Here is a 21,738-nt window from a genome sequence, read left to right as displayed (position 1 = left end):
GCCGCCGTCAGGTAGTTCGGGGAGGAAACGGGCGCTGGGAGCCCGGGGTCCGAGTCGAGTGACTCAGCGGTGGTGGCGGATGAGGGCGACCATGCGGTAGTCGAATTCCTGCCAGCTCGAGATCGAGGCACCGGATTCCATCGCCGCCTGGAAATCCTCGACCTCGGTGCGATCGGATTCGAGCGGAATGTCGAAGGGCATCTCCACGTAGAGCAGCCCGCTGGCGTCGGTGTGGACGATGTCGAAACCGGCCTGCTTCGGGTCGAGTTCGTTGTTCATCACGATGAGCAGCCGGTCTGCCGACGCCTCGTATTCGGTCTCGATGCCATCGACATACCCCTGCTGCGACCGCAGCTCGCGCTGGGCCTGGATGACGAACGCCGAGTATGCGCCGATGCCGATGACCGGAATCCGTGAGGTCAGCGCTTCGGTGGCGACATCGATCAGCCGCGACCGGGCCTTGCGCCCCAGCGGGGACAGATCCCCACCGGACATGGCGACCCCGTCGAAGCCGACCAGCGAGATCCGCCCGTCGTCGTGGTTGGGGTTGAGGATGGTGATGTCGAGGCCGAAACGCGAATACCAGGGGCGAGTCACCTCGGCGCTGTCTTCGTCCCACCACACGTAGAAGAGGAACGGCACGTTGATCCCGGCCTCCGAGTAGAAGAACGGAGGACGCCGCTCACCTGCGGTGACGTCGAAGGGAACGACGTTTCCCTCGATCGGGGCCGGGCAGGTGGCGAACGAGGTGAACGCGAACGGGTAGTTCACCGCACGGTTGAAATCGACGACGAGCGACCCGTCCTGATTCGGCACTCCGAGATCGATGGTCCGCCACGCCGAGGTGGTGCTCCCGTTCGTCGAATCGTGGAAGTCCAGCTGGAGCCCGGTCTTCGGACACCCGGTGGCGAGCAGGTTCACCTCACCGTGCTGAGTGTCGAACGTGACGATTCCCGCCGCCTGCGTCTGCAGCTGCAGATCCTCTTGAGCGGTTTCGATCGGGTAGGTCTTGAACGGGTCGAACCGGGTGAATCGGGCGAGGAAGACGAAGTCCGGGTCCGGGTCGAAGACCGGAACCTCGAAGAACTTGCCCAACAGCGGGGACTTCGAATTGCGCACACGCACACCGAGGCGGCCGGCCCGGTCGATGAGTTCGTAGAGGACGTTGCCGACGGTGAACCAGTTGAGCGATCCGCCGGTCGGAATTTTCGCGCTGAACCCGTTCTCTTCGACGCGGACCTGAGGTCGGGCGGGCACGGCGTCGTGTCCGCCGGTCGCCTGTGAACCGGCACCCGCACCTGCTTCCGCACCAGCAGAACCATCCGCACCATCCGCAGAATCAGCGCCCGCACCGGCCGCGCCGGTCTGGTCCGTGACCCTCGGCAGGGTCGAGGTGTCGCTGGGCACTGCCGGGCTGGTCTCCCGGGTCGGCCCCGAGTTGGTCGCAGCCGCGCCGTTTGCAGCCGCGCCGTTCGCACCTGCGCTGTTCACCTCAGAGCCAGCCCCATTCCCAGGACCAGTCCCGGATCCAGCCCCTGAACCAGCCGGATCCGACCCGTCTGGGCCGTCGCCGACCGTGCTGAGCAGGTCGAACGTCTCCGCAGCAGGGCCGGCCTTGATGCCGGGATCCAGGGACACGGTCACCCACCCGTCGTCGACGGTGAAAGTGCCGGGAGCGTCGGCCCAGGTCGATTCGCCATCGAGCCAGTGCAGGCCGACGACGCTGAGCCAGCCGAACGGTTTCGCCAGTGCCGAGTTCCGTGAGTCGCGCCAGGTGTTCCACTCCGTCACGAACTGGTTCACGTCGAACACTCCTTGCCGTCGCTGGTGCAGTTGCAGGGTCGCCCAGGGTCGCCGCCCCGCCTGATTCTTGGACGCGGTGGCAACCCGGCGCTTGAGACCTGATCTTCTTCACCTCCAAACTACCGCAAACGATAGGCTGGGGAAATGAATGAATCACTCCCGAGACCGGACCGGGCCGCGACGACAGCGGCCGACCTCGGCGACTTCGTCAGCGCCTCCCCCAGCTCCTATCACGCGGTGGCCACCGCCGCGAAACGCCTGGAAAAGGCCGGATTCTCCCGCCTCGACGAGTCCGTTCCCTGGGCGCTGACGCCCGGGGCCGGGCACTACGTCATCCGGGACGGCGCGCTCATCGCGTGGATGAATCCCACCGTCACCGAGGCGGCTGACCGGTTCCGTGTGTTCGGTTCCCACACCGATTCCCCGGCGTTCAAACTCAAACCCGGCGGCGAGTACACCGCTGAGGGCACCCGCCAGGTCGGGGTGGAGGTCTACGGTGGGCCGCTGCTGAATTCGTGGCTCGATCGTGAGCTCGCCTTCGCCGGTCGTCTCGGCCTCGCCGACGGCCGCATCGTGCTCGCCCGCACCGGACCGATCGCCCGCATCCCGCAGCTGGCGATCCACCTCGACCGGCAGGTCAACGAGGGGCTGGCCCTGGACAAGCAGCGTCATACCGCTCCCGTCATCGGCCTGACCGACCTCGCCGAGGCGGACATCGTCGAACTGCTCGCCGCGTCCGCCGGAGTCGATGCCGAGACCGTCGTCGGTCACGATGTCTACACCATCCCCACTCAGGAACCGGCCCTCTTCGGTGCGGCCGAGGAGTTCTTCGCCTCGCCGAGGCTGGACAACCTGTTGTCCGTCCACGCCGGTGTCACCGCGCTCACCCAGCTCGATGCCGACGGCCTCGACGGCATCCCCCTGTTCGCGGCCTTCGACCACGAGGAGATCGGGTCGAATTCGCGGTCGGGGGCGTGCGGCCCGTTCCTCGCCGACGTCACCGAACGCATCGTCGCCTCCTTGCTGCCGCAGTCGACGCGCAGCGATTATCTCGCGTCGATGGCCTCCTCGGTGTGCGTCTCCTCCGATGCCGGGCATGCTGCTCACCCGAACTATCCGGAACGCCATGACCCGCATGTGCGCCCCCGCCTCGGCGGCGGTCCCCTGCTCAAACTCAACGCTCAGCAGCGCTACGCCACGGATGCGGTCGGCACGGCCGTGTGGTCGCAGGCATGCGCGGCCGCCGGGGTCGAGTACCAGGATTTCGTGTCGAACAATGCGATGCCCTGCGGGTCGACGATCGGACCGCTGACCGCGACCCGGCTGGGCATGACGACTGTCGACGTGGGTCCGGCCCTGTATTCGATGCACTCGGCCCGCGAGATGGTCGCGGTCTCCGATGTGCTCGCCCTCGGTGCCGTAGCGAAGGCATTCCTCCAGGGCAGCTGACCTCGCACCCCCGGCGGGACTCGATGTCGCCGACACCGCGGTTGTCCTCACCACGACAATCGTGATACGAATTGCACGACCCCACGGGAGCCCGCTGCACGGGCTGAGATCGGACTGCCTCGTCCGAGACCGTAGAACCTGATCCGGTTGATACCGGCGTAGGAAGTGAGGACTGCAGATGACTGCATTCACCCCTGAAACACCTGCCCCTGCAACGACTTCGTCCGACGCAGATTCGCACGACGCATTCACCCTCGAGCAGTATCCGACGCATTCGCCGGCATGGGTCGACGACACGGACCACGGCATCCGCGTTCCCGTGACCCGCATCGAACTCGAGGACTCGAACGGCCGGGCCAACGATCCCGTCGATGTCTACCGCACAGTCGGACCGGGCAGCATTCCCGAAGAAGGACTGCCTGCTCTGCGATTTCCGTGGGTCGAGAACCGCCTCGACACCGAAACGTATGCAGCCCGCGGCCACCACATCGCCGATGACGGTCGTGCAGCCGTCCGCCGGGGTGCCCCGTCTCAGCAGTGGAACGGACGCAAACCTGTTCCTCGTCGCGCCAAGGCCGGCCGCACGGTGACCCAGATGCACTACGCCCGGCAGGGAATCATCACCCCGGAGATGCGGTTCGTCGCGCTCCGCGAGCAGTGCGATGTCGAGCTCGTGCGTGCCGAGCTCGCCGCCGGTCGGGCGATCATCCCGAACAACATCAACCACCCCGAATCCGAGCCGATGATCATCGGCAAGGCGTTCCTCGTCAAGATCAACGCGAACATCGGCAATTCCGCAGTCACCAGCTCCATCGCCGAGGAGGTGCAGAAGCTGCGGTGGGCCGCGAAGTGGGGTGCCGACACCCTCATGGACCTGTCGACCGGCAATGACATCCACACCACCCGGGAATGGATCATCCGCAACTCCCCCATCCCCATCGGCACCGTCCCGATCTATCAGGCACTGGAGAAGGTCGACGGTGATGCGAACGCGCTGACCTGGGAGATCTATCGCGACACGGTCGTCGAACAGTGCGAGCAGGGTGTCGACTACATGACCGTCCACGCCGGTGTGCTGCTGCGCTATGTGCCCCTCACGGCCGACCGGGTCACCGGGATGGTCTCCCGCGGCGGGTCCATCATGGCCGGCTGGTGCCTTGCCCACCACGAGGAGAACTTCCTCTACACCCACTTCGACGAACTCTGTGAGATCTTCGCCCGATACGATGTCGCGTTCTCACTCGGCGACGGACTGCGACCAGGGTCCATCGCTGATGCCAACGATGCCGCCCAGTTCGCCGAACTCGACACACTGGCCGAACTCACCGAACGCGCGTGGGCCCACGACGTCCAGGTGATGGTCGAAGGCCCCGGGCACATTCCGCTCCACCTCGTACGGGAGAACGTCGAACGCCAGCAGGAACTCTGCCACGGCGCACCGTTCTACACCTTGGGTCCGCTGGTCACGGACATCGCACCCGGATACGACCACATCACCTCGGCGATCGGGGCGACCGAGATCGCCCGCTACGGCACGGCGATGCTCTGCTACGTCACCCCGAAGGAGCACCTCGGCCTGCCCGACCGCGACGACGTCAAAACCGGGGTGATCACGTACAAGATCGCCGCGCATGCCGCTGATATCGCGAAAGGCCACCCCGGCGCGACGGCCCGCGATGACGCGCTGTCGAAGGCCCGGTTCGAGTTCCGCTGGCGGGATCAGTTCGCGCTCGGCCTCGATCCGGGGACTGCCGAGGCGTTCCACGACGAGACGCTGCCGGCGGAACCCGCGAAGACCGCGCACTTCTGTTCCATGTGCGGGCCGAAGTTCTGCTCGATGCGCATCTCCCAGGACATCCGCGACACCTACGGCAGCGCCGAGACTCAGGAGGCCCTGGCGGGAATGCAGCAGAAGAGCCGCGAATTCCTCGCCTCGGGCGGAGAGGTCTACCTGCCCGATCCGACCGTCGGCCTCAAGGCGGACTGACCGTCGTTCAGGGCGTGGCGCGTCTATCGCAGTGTGCACGATTCGACAGACGCGCCACGCCGTGACCGAGCGTTGCGGAGGCGATGTAGGTTGACGGCATGAGCGAACTCCAGCGTGCCTTCGACGCGCATCTGCACATCATCGATCCGACCCATCCCGTCATCGAGAACAACGGCTATCTGCCCGACCCATTCACGGTCGCCGACTACCGCGCGAGGCTGCAGAGCCTGCCCGAGGTGGGAGTCGACGTCGCCGGAGGTGCCGTCGTCTCCGGCTCGTTCCAGGGCTTCGACCAGGGGTACCTCGTCGAGGCGCTGGGCCAGCTCGGCGACAGCTATGTCGGTGTCACCCAGCTGCCGGATGAGACCACCGATGATCAGATCCGGCGCCTCGACGAGGCCGGCATCAAGGCGCTGCGCTTCAATATCGCCCGCGGTGGTTCGGCCACTCTCGATGCCCTCGACAGCTTCGCCCGCCGGGTCCATGACCTCGTCGGATGGCATGCCGAGCTCTATATCGACGCCCGCACCATCGACGCCGACCTCGCCGCACGCATCGCCGCACTGCCGGCGGTGAGCATCGACCACCTGGGCATGCACGAGGACGGACTGCCCACCCTGCTGCGCCTCGTCGAGGCCGGGGTGAAGGTCAAAGCCACCGGTTTCGGTCGCGTAAAACTCAACCCCGCCGCGGCGGTCCGTCGCATCGTCGACACCGACCCGACCGCGCTCATGGTGGGCACGGATCTACCGTCGACGCGGGCGCGTCGCCCCTTCGCCGATGCTGATTTCGCCCTCCTCCTCCAGGTGCTCACCCCCACCGAGGCGGACGCCGTGTTCTGGTCGAATGCGGCGAGGTTCTACGGCCTCGAACCGTCATCCGCTGAGTAGACGTTCATCTCCGCCCAGTAGCATGAGTGAGATGAGTTCACGTCAGTCGAATCTCGCCTCCACTCTGCACACCCTCGACGGTCGCAGCTACGGCAATCTCAAACAGATCCGCGGCCGCTACACCTTCGGACCGGTCACCGTGTTCATCGATCGGGTCCAGGCCGATCCGTTCGCCTCCCCGTCGAAGGTCCGGGTCCGTGTCGATCGTGCCGATGCGAAGGTTCCGCTTGAGCTCACCACCGAGCGCGCCGATCGCATCGCAGCGGCCGACTACCTTCTCCGTGCCGGCAATGAGGTGCTCGCGAAGCTCGATCAACGCGCACTGATCCTCGGCCGCCCCGGGCAGGAGATCCTCGAACGGACGAACATCCTCATCGACGACGCCGGGCTCGAGGCACGTCTGCTCGTCAATCTTCCGGCCCGCGGCCGCCGCATCCTCGGCCACCAGGCCGCCGACATCCTCACTCGCGATCTGCCCGAATTCGCCGAACGACTCTTTCTCTTCGACCGCTGGTCGGACGCCCCGGCAGGCAGGGGAGGGAACACTCCCGCCCCATCGGCCCACGGGCTCGCCGACCACGTCCAGCTGCATCGGGATCAGCTGGAACTGCGCAGCCGCCTCGGCGAGGCCGGACTCATCGGGTTCATCGGCAACGGGGCGATTCTGCCGCGGAAATCCGGGGATTCGGACCTGCCGATGACATCCTCCGATGCGGTGGCCTTCACCTCCCCTCCCGAACTCGAACACACGGTCGGTCTCTCCAGCGGCCACAGCGTCACCGGCATGGGCATTCCCCGCGGGGTCACCGTCATCGTCGGAGGCGGCTATCACGGGAAGTCGACGATTCTGCGCGCGCTCGAACGCGGCGTCTACCCGCATATCGCCGGCGACGGGCGCGAATGGGTCATCAGCGACCCGACTGCCACCTCCATCCGAGCCGAGGACGGTCGCGCCGTGACGGGCGACGACATCTCGGCGTTCATCAACAACCTACCCTCGGGCACTGACACGAGATCTTTCTCCACCACGAATGCCAGCGGATCGACCTCGCAGGCGGCCAACCTCGTCGAAGCGATCGAGGCGGGTGCACGCACCCTGCTCATCGACGAGGACACCTCGGCGACGAACTTCATGATCCGCGACGAACGCATGCGCGCGCTCATCCCCGCCGAACGGGAACCGATCACCCCGTTCGTCGACCGCGTCCGTCCTCTGCTGACCGAGCAGGGCGTATCCACGGTGCTCGTCGCCGGCGGATCGAGCGCGTTCTTCGAAGTCGCCGACCACGTCATCGCCCTCGACGCCTATGTGCCCAGCGAAGTCACGAACCAAGCGCATGAGCTCGTCGGCGTCACCGCATCCGACCTCGAAACGGCTCCAACCGCCAGCGCCCCGGACTCCGGTTCGGACTCCCCCGCCGCCCCCGCTTTCACCGCCGCACCGCGTGTGCCGACGGCGAAGGCGCTGCGACCGTCGTCGAAGACGAAGACCGCTCGAGCGAAGGGATCCGATCGGATCCAGTTCGGCCGCGAATTCATCGACCTCATCGCCATCGCTCAACTCATCGACACGCAGCAGGCGGCGGGCGTGGCCGAAGCCCTCGAATACCTCGCGGAGATCTTCGACGGACGCACCTCGCTGACCGAGGCGCTGGCCGAAGTCGAGGACATGCTCGATGCCGAAGGCCTCGACGGAATCACCGGCCACCGCGACCATCCGGGCCACCTGACCCGGCCGCGCCGGCAGGAGATCGCCGCCGCTCTCAACCGCTACCGCGGGTTGAACCTCGAACGCTGACGAGCGCGACCTACCTATCCAACAGCCCAACCAGCTCGGCGTTTGTGCCCACCGGCAGTGAGCAGGAGGTCCCTCGGCACACGATCGCCGTCCCCGCGGGGACTTCGACCTCCCGACCGTCCGGTCCGGGCACCCCGGTCGAAGCGGTGAGCAGAGTGACCGCTGGATGCCGGGCAGCGATGGTCCGCAGCGCCTCGTCGCCGGTGGCGACCCGCACGGGCGACAGGGCCCGCTCGGCCTGCCACAGCGCATGGCCGCACCCGCGCGGAGTCTGCCCGGCCAGTGCCCGATAGACCCCGAGCAGCCGATCCCTCACCTCCAACAGCCGTCCGGTATCCAACGCGGCCGCCTCACCTGACGACTCTGCCGCACCAGGCGTCGCACCAGGTTCCGGACCACCGGGCGTCGCAGCGTCGACGCCGAGCTCGGCGAGCAGCAGCACCGCCTCGGCGGCCGCCGATCGTCCCGACGGCACGGTGTTGTCGACGGGGTCCGCCGACTTCACATCGATGATCCCGTCACCGAGCGAATCGACCGCCTCGAGAACCCCGTCCCCGCGTTCGGAGGTGAAGAGGTCGAGCATCGTCGCCGCGAGGTCGACCAGATCCCCCACCCTCACCGAGGCGACCCCGCCCGACAGCTGCCGAACAGTGATCCCAGCGGTGATCGTCTGCGCCCAGTCTGCGAGCCCGCCCTGCCCGGGGCCGGCGACTCCGCCGGTGAAGCTGCGCCGCACATCGATCACGGCCGAGCCGGCCTGCTCCATCGATTCGGCAGGCTCCGCCGAACCGGCGGTCGCTCCTGCCCGCTTGATTCGTTCGTCCATCGCCGTCCAGAACCGCACGGCGGTTTCTGCCCATCGCGCCGAATCCGCGGATCCGGCGTTCCCTGTGATCGCACCACCGGTCGACTCCGCACGCCCCGCCGAATCGGCACCACCGTCAGACTCAGCGCCCGCACCGGAGTACAGGGCCGCCTCGGCGAGGGCGGTGACGGCCAGGGAATTCCATTCGGTGATGATCTTCTCATCACGGGCCGGCTGCGACCGGCGAGCGCGCAGATGCTCGAGCACTTCGCGCTGACGTCTCGTCGCCTCGATGTCCCAGGGCGCGGGGTGCTCGGCGTCGAAGGGCACGTCTTCCATGCCGAGCCAGTCGATGATGCGCACGGCCGCGACAACCTGGCCGGATAGTTCGCCCCCGGCCGGGGAATCGACAAGCCCGAGCAGACCGGCCTGCCCGGCTTCCGCGAATTCCTCGGGGGTGAAGACGTAGGCTGCGCCCTCTTCGGAGTCTCCCGCCGAGTTGAGCGAATCCGCGTCGAGTGCGGCGATGAACCCGTCGTCGGTCGACAGGTCGCTGATCAGGAAGTTCGCGGTGTCGGCGATCTCGCGTTCGGCCAATGCGAGCCATTTGGACGCCGGGTCCAGGGCGCGTTCGACCTTCGCCCAGGCGACGACGGCACGCAGGTAGAGGGCATTGTCGTAGAGCATCTTCTCGAAGTGCGGCACGAACCACTGCCGGTCGACGCTGTAGCGGGCGATCCCGCCGCGCACCTGGTCGCGCATGCCGCCGCTGGCGATCCGGGCCAAGGTCGAGCGCACCGCGATGAGGCAGTCGAGGACGAGTTCGCCGGTCAGGTGCCCGTCCGCACCGAGCCAGCCGAGCCGGCCTTCGGCCCGAACCCGATCGATCGGGTGTTCCCCGTCCCCTCCCCCACTCGCCGAGGCGGCGCTGTCCGTTTCCGAGCTCGCCGAAACGCTGTCGGGTCCCTCACCCGCCGAGGCGGTACCACCCAAGCGCACGAACGCCGCGAGGAGCTGGAGGACGTTCATCATCGGCGGGAACTTCGGGGCCCCGCCGAATCCGCCCCAGGCCGGATCGTAGGAATCGAGGAGCGCCGCGGCGGCGGAATCGAGTTCATCCGGGGTCAATGACTCCGCGGTTGCCTCGGCGGGAAGAGCACTCGTCACTGCATCGGCCGTTTCGGCCAACCCGCGGTCCATCCGGGACGTCATCTGGTTGACTTCGTCGCGGCGGTCCGTCCAGGTCGCCGATACGGCCGAGAGCACCTGCGTGAATGCGGGCAGGTTTCCTCGCGGCGCGGGCGGGAAATAGGTGCCGGCGTAGAAGGGGCTGCCGCTCGGGGTGGCGAAGATCGTCATCGGCCAGCCGCCCTGGCCGGTCATCGCCTGCAGCGCGTTCATGTAATAGGCGTCGATGTCCGGCAGTTCCTCGCGGTCGATCTTCACGGGCACGAACCGGTCGTTCATCAGCGTCGCGACTGCTTCGTCCTCGAAGGATTCGTGCGCCATGACGTGGCACCAGTGGCAGGTGGAGTACCCGATCGAGATGAGGAGGGGGACGTCACGGCGGGCCGCCTCGGCGAGGGTTTCCTTCGTCCACATCCGCCAGTCCACGGGATTGTCCGCGTGCGCGCGCAGGTAGGGGCTGGTCGAGTCGGCGAGTTCGTTCGGCATGACCCCAGCGTCTCACTTCGAGCGATCACGCGCGAGGTCATCTCCCGCCCACCGACAGAGATCGCCTCCCTCCCGCCGACAAGGCAGCTGGTTTTTATGGGAGCATGGGGCCATGAGCACCGCACCGGACACCGACGCCCCCGACGCGAGAATCGGCCTCGACGCCCGCAGAATGGCCCTCACCATCGTTGCCGCCGTCGTATTCCTCGCCACGTGGATCGGTGCAGGGATCCTCGAGGTCAAGACTCAAGACTCCTCTGTGTCGTCACCGGGTCCGAGCCTCCTTCGCCTCGCGCTCATCGCGGTCTCCGGCGCCGCCGCGATCACGATCGCCCGCGGTCTTCGCCCGATCCCCCGCAGCGTGTTCATCGTCGTCACCGTGGTTCTCTGCGCCGTCGAAGCGCTCAAGTCGATCTTCACCATCGACACGTTCGGCGCCGACTTCGCCGTTCTGGCCGACAATCCCGCGCTCATCACGGCCCTGGGCGTCCTGAATCTCATCGTCGCGGTCGCTTTCCCGATCGTTGTGGCCCTTGCCCTGGCCGCGGTCACGGCCCGCCTCGTCCCCGTCGCCGAGGCGGCCGCCCCCGCAGTCCTCCGCCGCCGTTCCCGTGCCGCCGCCATCGGATTGTTCGTGGCGGTCGGGATCGTGCTCCTCGTCTGGCTGCTGCGAACCATATTCGTCGACGCCCTGTTCCTGTTCGAGTACGGTGATGCCTTCAATGCTCTGGGCGCAGCGGCCGGAATCGTCTCCGCCGTCCTCGCCCTGCGGCTCATCGCCGAGTCCCGATCACTGCCTGCCGATGCACCGGCCGTCGGCTCGGCGCCGTCCGGCACCACGCCTCGATCTGCTCGCACTCTGGCGTTCGTCGTCATCGTCTGCGGACTGTACCTGTGCCGGGAGTCGGCCATACTGGCGGTCGGATACCCACCGGCCTTCACTTTCGGATACTCGGGCTGGGTCGTCTCCATGTTCGGCCTCGTCCTCGGCAGCCTCGTGCTCGCAATCCGCACACTCAACTGCGCCCCGACCGGTGACATCGCCCCGACAGCGGAAGCTGGTTGAGCGACAAGCTCTGCCCAGGCGAGCAGCCGGCCGCCCAAACCTGAGCCGGACCACCTGCCGAGACGGCATCATCCGCGTCGCAGTTCCCTCTTCTCCCGCATCCGGCATTCTTCTACACTATGTAGAACTCAGTGGAGAGGGAACCGATCCCGGTGCCCGCCGCTGGGAGACAGGAGAACGACAATGAACGCCGAATCACCCTGGACGCTCGACGCCACGGACTGCTGGGACCTCCTGCGATCCGCCTCCGTCGGTCGCCTGGCTGTCATCGTCGATGGTGCCCCGGAGATCTTCCCGGTGAACTTCACCGTCGAACATTCCGCACTCGTCATCCGCACCGGCGATGGCACGAAGATCGACGCCGTCCGCAGCCATCCCCGCGTCGCCTTCGAAGTCGACGGCGTCGACGGGCAGACCGCGTTCAGCGTCGTCGTCAAAGGCGACGCGAAGGAGATCAAGGCTCCCGACGAACTGCGCGACACCGTCTCCCTCGACGTCTCCCCGCTGCAGGCCGGGACGAAGAATCATTTCGTCCGGATCCTCGCCGAGGAGGTCACCGGCAGGAGCTTCCCGGTGACCGATCCCGCGACGTGGAAGTCAGCGCTGCGCGACGTGGCACGCGCACCGCACGAGTGACGCCGTCGACCGGCTCTTCGTCGATCAGAGGGCTTCGACGACCTCGACGAGGCGGTCGGGGGCGTTGGTGATGATGCCATCGGCGCCGACATCGATGGCCCGTTCCATCTCGCCGATGTCGTCGACGGTCCACACCAGACTCGTCATTCCGAGCTCGTGGATGGCGGTGAGGAAGTCCTCGTCGGCGGCACAGAATTCCGGGTTGACCTGGTCGACCCAGTCGGCGAAGTCCTGGAGTTCGTCCGGGCACGGGCGCCCGAGCACGCCGACCGGGATCTCCGGGGCGAGCGCGTGGAATTCGGCGACGAACGCCCAGTTCGCGGACTGGACGACGAGCATGCCGGCGGCCAAAGCCCGGTCGAGATAGTTCGGCACGGCGCGCAGAGCGGACAGGACCGCCTCGGCGATTCCGGGATAGATCTCGGGGTGCTTGACCTCGAGCAGCAGACCGGTGCGGGTGTCGTGGGCGAGAGTGAGCACCTCGGCGAGGCGGGGCACACGGACACCTGCGAACTCCTCGCCCTTCCAGCTTCCGGCATCGAGCGTGGCGATCTGGGCGGCATTCATACCGGCGATGCTGCGGTCTTCACGGTTCGGGTACAGGGTGCGGGCGTCGGTCGTGCGATCGACGGTGGTGTCGTGCATGATCACGAGCTCGCCGTCGGCGCTCATGTGGACGTCGGTTTCGATCATGTCCGCACCCTGGTCGATGCCGGCGATGAACGCGGGGATCGTGTTCTCCGGCCACTCGGCGGACGCACCTCGGTGTGCGATGACCAGGGGCGGAACCCGAACGCGGGCAGGATCGATCACAGCGTCGGCGGTGCCGGAGCTGAGGTCTCTGGGCGAGGGATCGGAGGTGGGGGTGGCGAGGGTGATGGGCATTTCAGAACTCCTCCACGGAGACTGCGGGTGGCGTTCGGGCACCGGATCCAACTGCTGCTTAGGCGACCGAACGATGAGTACTAGGCCGCCCAGACTAGGCGGCCCGAGCAAGGCCCGGGTGATGCGCGAGTGGACGGGACATGAATCCTGCCGGTGTCGGCACTGGCCGTCGCCTGAGCCGATGCTGACTCGGCTGCGAACCACCGGCATCACTCACAGCAGGGGCCGATGCCACACCGGCAGGGGGTGGGGTGGCAGACTGGGGATAACCCCGGACGGAGTTCTCGCGTTCCGCACCTCCGATCCTCTCCAGCACGATTGCCGAAGGAGGCGCAGTTCAATGGAGATGCTCCAGAGTGCATTCGACAGTGTCAGCACCGTATCGTCATACATCCTCGTAGCTGTTCTCATCCCCACTGGTCTGTATTTCACGATCCGCACGGGAGTGGTGCAGATCCGCCTGCTGCCCGAGATGCTCCGCACCCTGACGGAGCCGGGCGGACGGGATTCCGAGGGCAACCGGAACATCTCGCCGTTCCGCGCCTTCTCCATCTCCGCGGCCTCGCGAGTGGGGACGGCGAACATCGCCGGTGTCGCATTGGCGATCTCGCTCGGCGGTCCGGGGGCGATGTTCTGGATGTGGCTGACGGCCATCGTCGGCGGGGCCACGGCCTTCGCCGAGTCCGCCCTCGGCCAGCTGTACAAACTCAAGGACGGCCCGAACTTCCGCGGCGGCCCCGCCTATTACATCAAGCACGGGCTGAACATGAAGTGGCTCGGATTGGTCTTCGCCGTCATCGTCGCCATCACCTACGGCGTCGTGTTCAACTCCGTGCAGTCGAACTCCATCGTCGACGCCGTCGGCGCATCCTTCGGAGTCGAGAATTCGGACGGCGTCTTCGCCGCGGTCGCCGGTGCCATCATCGCCGTCGCCGCATTCGCGATCTTCGCCGGCGGTGCCAAGCGCATCTCGAACATCTCGGCTTATCTGGTGCCGATCATGGCCGGCCTCTACCTCATCGTCGGCATCATCGTCGTGGCGATGAACATCGGTGCCGTTCCGTCGATGATCGCAACGATCTTCGCTGATGCGTTCAGCATGCATTCGCTCGCCGGCGGCACGTTGGGCTCGATCATGCTCATCGGTGTGCAGCGCGGCCTGTTCTCCAACGAGGCCGGCATCGGTTCGGTCCCGAACGCGGCAGCGACCGCATCGGCCTCGCACCCGGCCAAGCAGGGCTTCGTGCAGGCGCTGGGCGTGTACTTCGATACGATCCTCGTCTGCTCGATCACCGCGTTCATCATCCTGCTGTCGAACCCGGAGTACGGCAGCTCTGCCGAGGGCATCCAGCTCACGCAGACGGCGCTGAGCGGTCAGCTCGGGCAGTGGGCGATCCACTTCCTCACTTTCGCGATCTTCCTCTTCGCGTTCTCGTCGATCCTCGGCAACTACTACTACGGCGAAGCGAACATCGAGCATCTGACGACGAACCGCGCCGCGTTGCGGGTGTATCAGGTCATCGTCATGGTCTCGGTGTTCATCGGTGCGATCGCGGCGCTCGACCTGGTCTGGACTGCCGCAGACATCTTCATGGCGATCATGGCGCTCATCAACCTGTTCGCTCTGCTGATGCTCTCGCCGCTGGTGTTCTCGCTGTTGAAGAACTACCAGCAGCAGCGCCGAGCCGGTTTCGAACCCGTCTTCCACCGCGGCGATCTGCCCACGTTCAAGCGCATCAACACCGAGGTCGACGCCTGGGACGGCACCGACGAGGTGACCACCGCGAAGTTCTGGCAGGACCGCGGGAAGAAGGTTCGCGAAGACGGACAGTGACAGGGTGCTTTCCGACAGCGATCGACGTTGTCGGTGCACACCGCGCACACGGCTGTCGGGCCTGGCACCGTCGAGACGGTGCCAGGCCCCACTGCGCTGATGCGCTCACCTCATCGGGAGATCCGGTATTTGCATGAGGCGTCAGCGTGAGTCGTCAGCGGCCCGCAGGAGTGAAGTCCGTGCTGCCGACGAACTCCGGACGCGGCTTCGGCGCTGCGAAGGGGTCCACACAGGTGTTCTCCACCGAGTTGTACACGATGAAGATATTCGAGCGTGAGAACGGAGTGACGTTGCCGTTCGAGGCGTGCATGCAGTTGGAGTCGAACATGATCGCTCCGCCTGCGGCTCCTTCGAGCACGTCGATGCCGTATTCGTCGGCGAAGTCACTGAGAGTCTGACGATCCGGGGTGCCCGCACCCTGCATGATAAGTGACTTCCGATAGTTGTCCTCGGGAGTGCCTCCCACGCAGCTGATGTAGCGCTTGTGCGAACCGGGCATGATCATCAGCGGGCCGTTGAATGAGTAGTTGTCCGTCAGCGACAGCGAAAGACTCACCGCGCGCGGAGTGGGCATTCCGTCCTCAGCATGCCAGGTCTCGAAGTCCGAATGCCAGGAGAACTCTTTGCCCACGAATCCCGGTTTGTAGTTGATCCGGCTCTGATGAATATAGACATCGGTTCCGAGGATCTGACGTGCACGGTCGACGAGGCGCGGATCGTTCGCGATCTTTCTGAAGATCTCATTGGTGCGATGGATGTCGAATATCGACCGGACCTCGTCGGACTCGGCTTCGACGACGGTACGCTCATCGGCCTTCACCTCCGGGTCACGCGAAAGCCTTTGAAGCTCGTCGGTGAAGAGTGTGAGCTCTTCGCTTGTGATGAGCTGATCGATCGTCAGATAGCCCGTGTCCTCGAAGTGCTTGAGATCAGCCGCCTCGAGGGGGCCGTTTTCGGGAGAGCCGAAGACGATCGGACCCGTGCGCGGGAGAACCTCTGTGGTCTCACCGGAGCGAGTCGGATAGAGATCTGTGGTTGCGGTCGCAGCTGATACTGCTGTCATCATTTCTCTTTCCTTCGCTATGTGCCGTCTGCCGGTCCGGTGGCGTAACTGCTCATCGGCCCCGCAGATCGGGTTGTGCGGCCACCGTAACAGGAAGACATCGTCCCCGGTACCCCGGTCAGAGCCAGGACAGAGAGACCGGCACCCTCGGTGCGATCCAACAGAGATGAATCGCCTCCAAAGGGGCCGGCCATTCTTTGGACGGTCAGCGTTTGACCGACTTCGAGGTCGCTCCGGTTGCCCAGCCGACCTGGCTGAAGGTGACACGGTAGTACTTCTTGCTCTTCGACTTCACCTTGTAGGTGGCCTTGCCCTTCTTCGCGGAGACCGTCTTCAGCGTCTTCCATTTGCTGCCGGACTTGACCTGGAACTTCACCTTCGGGCTGTACTTGATCTTCCCGTAGTGCTCCGGATGGTAGACCTTCGACGAGGAGGTCAGCGTGACCGTGCTGCCGCTGCGCTTCAAGGACAAAGACGCATACGCTTTGCCGCGAACGTAGAAGTACCCCTTGGTGTAGTCGGTACGGTCGACGTACTTCAAGAAGCTGGAATTGTTCGCCCAGACATCTGACGGACCGAGCGTGTATTTTCCGAGCCCCGACCAGTCCGGGCAGACCATCGAACGCGCTCGCTTCGTGTTGCCGTCATGACTGAAAGACACGTAGTCGACTATTCCGCCGCTCCGAGTGACATCAACATCGACGAACCATTCGGAAACACCCGATTTCTTGTGAGCCATCGTCACGTCGACGTTGCGGCAGTTCGAACTGGAGACAACCATGCTCTTGGTAGAGAGCTTCGTGACGTCGAACTTCGCACTCGCCGCCTCGGCGGAGACGGCGGGACCGACGGCGAGAGCAAGAGCAGCAACGGACGCCACAAGGGCGCGCTTGAGGAACTTCATGGAGACTCCAACTGAAGATGGGATGGAAGAGGGTGCCTGAGTCGGAGTCAACGAATGTGTAATCGGCAACGAGAAGTCACGAACTTGAAAGTTGTATGGCCGAAGATTATCACACCTGCAGTCCATCCGGCCCCCGCTCAATGGTGCCGTTCACCCGGAAGCCTCAACCACAAGCGAAAAGGCGGCCCGAGCGCAATGCTCGGGCCGCCTCGGCGAGTGAAGCTCAGTCGGCTTTCGCCGACTCAGCCTTCAAGGGGAACTCAATCAGTTCGCAGGTGCTGCTTCATCCTCGAGGATGAGCGGGTACACGCCGTTCTCGTCGTGAACCTCGCGACCGGTGACCGGCGGGTTGAACACGCAGGCCATGCGCAGCTCTTCCTCGGCCACGACGGTGTGCTTCTCGTTTCCGTCGAGCAGGTACATGACGCCATCGTGGAGCGGGTATTCCTTCCCGGTCTCCAGGTCGGTCAGCGTTCCCTTGCCCTGCACGCAGTACACGGCTTCGACGTGGTTCTGGTAGTGGAACGTCGAGGTGGTTCCGGCGTAGATCACGGTGTCGTGGAACGAGAATCCGACGCGCTCCTTGCCGAGCACCATGCGGCGTGAGCGCCAGGTCTCGGACTTCACATCGCGGTCGGTGTCGTTGAGGTCATCGCGGTTGACTACGTACATCTGTGGTCCTTTCGCAAAAGGTCGGTGAAAGTGTTCAGGGGGTGGGCCGCGGACGTCCGTCGCACATCAACGGCGTCCCTCGGCCCGGGTGGACGATCGAACAGGTGAGCTCGATTCCGCCCAAAGCTCAGGCCGGCGCCACAGCTGCGACGCCGGCCCGGCAGAGGTGGGTCAGGCCAGTGCGGCCGTGGCTGCGGCGGGAGCGAATTTGGCCACTCCGGCCTCGATGATGTCCAGACCCGCCTGCAGATCGCGCGAGTCGATCGTCAGCGGCGGCATGATCTTGATGACTTCGTCATCGGCGCCCGAGGTCTCGAGCAGGAGACCGTTCTCGAAGGCGTAAGCGGCAACCTTCTCGGCCACCTCGAGGTCCTCGAAGCACAGCCCGGCCAGCAGGCCGCGCCCGCGGATCGAAGCACCTTCGGCCTTCTCGACGATTCCGTCGAGGCGCTGGTGCAGCGCGGCGATGGTATCGGCAAGCTGATTCTGGAACTCATTGTCGGCCCAGAAGGTCTTGATGGCGGCGGTCGCGGTGACGAACGCGGGGTTGTTTCCGCGGAAGGTGCCGTTGTGCTCGCCGGGCTCCCAGACGTCGAGCTCGGGACGGAACAGAGTCAGTGCCAGCGGCAGACCCGAACCGGAGATCGACTTCGACAGGCAGACGATGTCGGGCTCGATGCCAGCCTCTTCGAAGCTGAAGAACGAGCCGGTGCGGCCGCAGCCGGCCTGCACGTCATCGACGATGAGGAGGATGTCGTGCTTCTTGCACAGATCGGACAGAGCGCGCAGCCATTCGGCGCGAGCGGCACGGAGTCCGCCCTCGCCCTGCACGGTCTCGACGATGACGGCGGCAGGCTTGTCGACGCCCGAGCCGGAGTCCGCGAGGACCTTCTCCAGCCACAGGAAGTCGGGCACCTCGCCGTCGAAGTAGTCGTCATAGGGAATCTTCGAGCTGTTGGTCAGCGGGATGCCTGCGCCTTCTCGCTTCATCGAGTTGCCGGTCACCGACAGCGATCCCAGCGTCATACCGTGGAACGCGTTGGTGAACGAGAGCATGTGCTGACGTCCGGTCACCTTGCGGGCGAGCTTGAGAGCCGCCTCGACGGTGTTGGTGCCCGTCGGCCCGGGGAACATGACGGAGTAGTCGAGTCCGCGCGGCTTGAGGATGAGGTCCTGGAAGGTCTGCAGGAACTCACGCTTGGCCGGGGTCTTCATGTCCATCGAGTGGAGCACGGCACCCGACTGCAGGTATTCGATCAGCGGGTTGATCACGGCCGGGTTGTTGTGGCCGTAGTTGAGTGCACCGGCACCGGAGAAGAAGTCGAGGAATTCGTTGCCGTCTTCGTCCCACTGCTTGGCGCCCTGCGACCGGGCGAAGGTCGCCGGCCAGGAACGGCAGTAGCTGCGAACCGCTGATTCGCGAGTTTCGAAGATGTCGGGCTTGTCAGTTGGTGTGGGCTTGGCGCTTTCAGTCATGACTTGAGTCCTTTCGACTTCCAAAGTTGTGCGTCTGCATCGGATGCAGTCGCTTAAGGCGGTGGCCGCCGCCGCTTATTGCGGGCGACCTCTTCCGCCTCCTGGCACCTGGCGCGTCCGCTCCCTTGCAGCAGGGGTCCGCGCGGCGCCGGGGTGGGGCTCGTTACAGGGGTGCGATCTCGTAGAGGTACTCGGTGTCGTGGCCGTCCGGGTAGAGGTCCGGGGTGAACAGCGGGCGACGGTCGAAACCGGCCCCGCGCTTCTCCGCGAACGTCTGGAACAGACGGTTGGACGCCGCATTGTCATCGGTGATGGTCGTCTCCATCCTCAGAGCACCGGTACGGTCGGCCAGCTCGTTGAGCATGGTCGATGCGAGTCCGTGTCCGCGGAAGTTCTCGTCGACGGCGACCTGCCAGATCATCAGGGTGTCCGGATTCTCCGGACGGGTGTAGCCGGTGACGAAGCCGGCGGGCTCTCCGCCGATCCGTGCGATCACCGAGGTGTCCGCGAAGTCACGGCACCACAGCAGGTACGAGTACGAGGAGTTCAGATCGAGCACGGCTGTGTCTTTCGCGAGCCGCCATAGATGTTGCCCGTCCTCCAGCTCAGGAGTCCGGACGTCGATTTGCGTCTTCGGTTCAGCGAGTGCGTTAATCACGCCAACAAACCTAGCGGGATGAGAATGAGCGTCAACCTCGAAACCGTCGATTCCGGGCCACTTTCACAACGCTGCCCCCGGCCTGCCGACATGTAACAGACCCGACTTTCCCCATGGCATCTCTGGGATGCGTCGGGGCGCTTCTTCGCGCTCATACCGCGCCAGAGGTTCGTTATCGTTTCGTTACATTTTCGCGGCGTTGGAACAAGGGTTCCACGTGTTCCATGTCACTTCACCTGAATTGGGACAGCAAGGAGGCCTGTTGGTCCGCAGGGTATCCGAGGCCCTGTGAGCGGCTTCGCGTTGGTTTCGGAGATCAGGTCGCCTGGGCAGCGCGATGGGTAGCGCGAAATGTGGTCGCTTTCGGATGCCTGCACGCAAATGTAGGTCGCTATCGGATACTTTTCAGCGCTGAAAGTATCCGATAGCGACCTATTCTTCGAGGGCAGGCGGCCGGCGGGCAGGCAGACGGCTGGCCACTAGGCAGGCGGCTGGTGGTTAGGTGGGCGACTGGTTCACAGTCAGGTAATCCCCGCGGGCTGCCAGCCCCACACCCCAAGACGCACCCGCCTCAGCACTCGACGACGTTGACGGCGAGGCCGCCCATCGCTGTCTCCTTGTACTTCGAGGACATGTCCGCACCGGTCTGGCGCATCGTCTCGATCACCTCGTCGAGGCTGACCCGGTGCTGGCCGTCACCCCACAGTGCCATGCGGGAGGCGTTGATGGCCTTGCCAGCGGCGATTGCATTGCGTTCGATGCACGGCACCTGCACGAGTCCGGAGATCGGATCGCAGGTCAGGCCGAGGTTGTGCTCCATCGCGATCTCGGCGGCGTTCTCCACTTGCTCGGGCGTCCCGCCCATCACGGCGGCCAGTCCCCCGGCGGCCATCGACGAGGCGGATCCGACCTCACCCTGACAGCCCACCTCGGCGCCGGAGATCGACGCCCGCTCCTTGTACAGGACGCCGACGGCCGCCGCGGTGAGCAGGAAGTCGACGATGGCCCGGTGCTTCGCGGACTCGCCGCCTTCCACCACCGCGGGAACGTAGTTGAGCGCATAGTGCAGCACGGCGGGGATGATGCCGGCCGCCCCATTCGTCGGCGCGGTGACGACGCGGCCGCCCGAGGCGTTCTCCTCGTTGACGGCCATCGCGATGAGGTTGACCCATTCGAGGTAGTAGCCGGGGTCCCGGTCGGGGTCCTCGGCCTTGAGCTTGAGGTACCAGTCGTGTGCGCGGCGGCGGACCTTGAGCCCTCCGGGCAGATAACCCGAGCGGTCGAGGGATGCCGAAGCGCATTCCTCCATCACCGAGTAGATGTGGAGCAGGCCGTGCCGGATCTCGTCCTCGTCACGCATCGACAGTTCGTTGGCGTGCATGATCTCGGCGATCGACAGGTCGTTCTCGCGGCAGCGTTGAAGCAGCTCGACACCGGAGTGGAAAGGATAGGGCAGCTCGTCGTCGTAGGACTCGAGTTCGGCATCGACGACAGAGTCCGCCACCGCGAACTCGGCACCGCCGCCGTCGTCACCAGCCTCGGCGGTCTTCTCTTTCTCGAGGAATTCGGTCTCCGAGGTCACGAATCCGCCGCCGACGGAGTAGTACGTTTCCTCGGCCAGCGTTTCCCCGGCGGCGTCATAGGCGGTCACGGTCATGGCATTCGTGTGGCGCGGCAGCACGGTCAGCGGTCGTTTGACCATGTCATCCTCGGTGAACGTGAGCTCGACGCCGTTGCCGGTCGAGTCGCCGAGGATGATCGTCCCGGTCTCGGACATCCGCGTCCGGCGGGCGGTGAGTTCATTGGCTTCGATGAGATCGGGTCGGCAGCCCTCGAGACCGATGAGGATGGCGTCGAAGGTCCCGTGGCCGGCGCCGGTGGCGGCCAGGGAGCCGAACACGTCGACGCGCAGATCCGCCACGGATCCAAGTGTTTCCCCGAGGAGGTCGATGAAGCTCGCGCCGGCACGCATCGGCCCGACGGTGTGGGAGCTCGACGGTCCGATGCCGACCGTGAAGAGGTCGAAGACACTCAATGGCATGGCAATCACTTCGTTTCTGATGAGATGACGACGGGGCCGACCGAACAGCCGTGCACTCACGTGCATGGCGTGCCGATGCCGACGATGTGTCGGCACC

General features: G+C 65.4%; 16 protein-coding genes and 1 riboswitch. Of the genes, 7 read left to right on the top strand and 9 right to left on the bottom strand.

Going from position 1 to position 21,738, the window contains the following annotated elements:
• Positions 1 to 63 precede the first annotated feature (63 nt).
• Positions 64 to 1,803: a DUF1684 domain-containing protein gene (locus tag AD89_RS0110305; RefSeq protein ID WP_025778578.1), complete on the bottom strand. Its 1,740-nt coding sequence runs from the start codon at positions 1,801 to 1,803 to the stop codon at positions 64 to 66.
• Positions 1,804 to 1,947: 144 nt separating this feature from the next.
• Between AD89_RS0110305 and AD89_RS0110300 the strand changes: the two genes are divergently transcribed.
• From AD89_RS0110300 to AD89_RS0110285, 4 genes are all read left to right on the top strand, one after another.
• Positions 1,948 to 3,252, top strand: coding sequence for a M18 family aminopeptidase (locus AD89_RS0110300; protein WP_025778577.1), 1,305 nt, complete (start codon positions 1,948 to 1,950; stop codon positions 3,250 to 3,252).
• 74 nt (positions 3,253 to 3,326) lie between these two features.
• A riboswitch (TPP riboswitch) is annotated at positions 3,327 to 3,435 on the top strand.
• The gene (gene thiC / locus AD89_RS0110295; protein ID WP_025778575.1) at positions 3,431 to 5,239 is read left to right on the top strand and encodes a phosphomethylpyrimidine synthase ThiC; all 1,809 of its coding nucleotides are present in this window, start codon (positions 3,431 to 3,433) and stop codon (positions 5,237 to 5,239) included. (Overlaps the previous riboswitch by 5 nt.)
• 98 nt (positions 5,240 to 5,337) lie before the next feature.
• On the top strand, positions 5,338 to 6,129 hold the full coding sequence (locus AD89_RS0110290; protein WP_025778573.1) for an amidohydrolase family protein: 792 nt from the start codon (positions 5,338 to 5,340) through the stop codon (positions 6,127 to 6,129).
• A 31-nt stretch (positions 6,130 to 6,160) separates the two neighbouring features.
• Positions 6,161 to 7,927, top strand: coding sequence for an ABC-ATPase domain-containing protein (locus AD89_RS0110285; RefSeq protein WP_025778571.1), 1,767 nt, complete (start codon positions 6,161 to 6,163; stop codon positions 7,925 to 7,927).
• A 10-nt stretch (positions 7,928 to 7,937) separates the two neighbouring features.
• On the opposite strand, the gene AD89_RS0110280 is transcribed toward AD89_RS0110285, so the two are convergent.
• Positions 7,938 to 10,406, bottom strand: coding sequence for a thioredoxin domain-containing protein (locus AD89_RS0110280; protein WP_025778569.1), 2,469 nt, complete (start codon positions 10,404 to 10,406; stop codon positions 7,938 to 7,940).
• 112 nt (positions 10,407 to 10,518) lie between these two features.
• Here AD89_RS0110280 and AD89_RS0110275 point away from each other — a divergent pair, with 112 nt between their 5' ends.
• Complete coding sequence (locus AD89_RS0110275; RefSeq protein ID WP_025778567.1) at positions 10,519 to 11,472, top strand: hypothetical protein; 954 nt, start codon at positions 10,519 to 10,521, stop codon at positions 11,470 to 11,472.
• Positions 11,473 to 11,655: 183 nt separating this feature from the next.
• Positions 11,656 to 12,108, top strand: a complete 453-nt coding sequence (locus AD89_RS0110270; protein WP_025778565.1) for a pyridoxamine 5'-phosphate oxidase family protein — start codon at positions 11,656 to 11,658, stop codon at positions 12,106 to 12,108.
• A gap of 24 nt (positions 12,109 to 12,132) precedes the next feature.
• Here the strand turns inward: AD89_RS0110270 and AD89_RS0110265 are convergent, their stop codons facing one another.
• Complete coding sequence (locus tag AD89_RS0110265; RefSeq protein ID WP_025778563.1) at positions 12,133 to 12,993, bottom strand: glycerophosphodiester phosphodiesterase; 861 nt, start codon at positions 12,991 to 12,993, stop codon at positions 12,133 to 12,135.
• 340 nt (positions 12,994 to 13,333) lie between these two features.
• Here AD89_RS0110265 and AD89_RS0110260 point away from each other — a divergent pair, with 340 nt between their 5' ends.
• Positions 13,334 to 14,827, top strand: coding sequence for an alanine/glycine:cation symporter family protein (locus tag AD89_RS0110260; protein WP_025778561.1), 1,494 nt, complete (start codon positions 13,334 to 13,336; stop codon positions 14,825 to 14,827).
• A 154-nt stretch (positions 14,828 to 14,981) separates the two neighbouring features.
• On the opposite strand, the gene thpD is transcribed toward AD89_RS0110260, so the two are convergent.
• From thpD to AD89_RS0110230, 6 genes are all read right to left on the bottom strand, one after another.
• Complete coding sequence (gene thpD / locus AD89_RS0110255) at positions 14,982 to 15,893, bottom strand: ectoine hydroxylase (protein WP_025778559.1); 912 nt, start codon at positions 15,891 to 15,893, stop codon at positions 14,982 to 14,984.
• Positions 15,894 to 16,095: 202 nt separating this feature from the next.
• Entirely contained in the window at positions 16,096 to 16,794 is a 699-nt protein-coding gene (locus AD89_RS0110250) for a hypothetical protein (RefSeq protein ID WP_025778557.1), read from the bottom strand.
• A 264-nt stretch (positions 16,795 to 17,058) separates the two neighbouring features.
• On the bottom strand, positions 17,059 to 17,466 hold the full coding sequence (locus tag AD89_RS0110245) for an ectoine synthase (RefSeq protein WP_025778555.1): 408 nt from the start codon (positions 17,464 to 17,466) through the stop codon (positions 17,059 to 17,061).
• Between the two features lie 171 nt (positions 17,467 to 17,637).
• Positions 17,638 to 18,942, bottom strand: a complete 1,305-nt coding sequence (gene ectB / locus AD89_RS0110240) for a diaminobutyrate--2-oxoglutarate transaminase (protein ID WP_025778554.1) — start codon at positions 18,940 to 18,942, stop codon at positions 17,638 to 17,640.
• Between the two features lie 163 nt (positions 18,943 to 19,105).
• Positions 19,106 to 19,501 (bottom strand): diaminobutyrate acetyltransferase, encoded by a 396-nt coding sequence (gene ectA / locus AD89_RS0110235; RefSeq protein ID WP_231488576.1) that lies wholly within the window; start codon positions 19,499 to 19,501, stop codon positions 19,106 to 19,108.
• Positions 19,502 to 20,171: 670 nt separating this feature from the next.
• On the bottom strand, positions 20,172 to 21,641 hold the full coding sequence (locus AD89_RS0110230; protein ID WP_025778550.1) for an L-serine ammonia-lyase: 1,470 nt from the start codon (positions 21,639 to 21,641) through the stop codon (positions 20,172 to 20,174).
• Between the last annotated feature and the right edge of the window lie 97 nt (positions 21,642 to 21,738).

Origin of the sequence: Brevibacterium sp. VCM10 (genome assembly GCF_000583215.1) — a bacterium.
Taxonomy (GTDB): Bacteria; Actinomycetota; Actinomycetes; order Actinomycetales; family Brevibacteriaceae; genus Brevibacterium; species Brevibacterium linens.
Note: the sequence above shows the minus strand (reverse complement) of the source record. Positions and strands in the feature narration are given on the sequence as shown.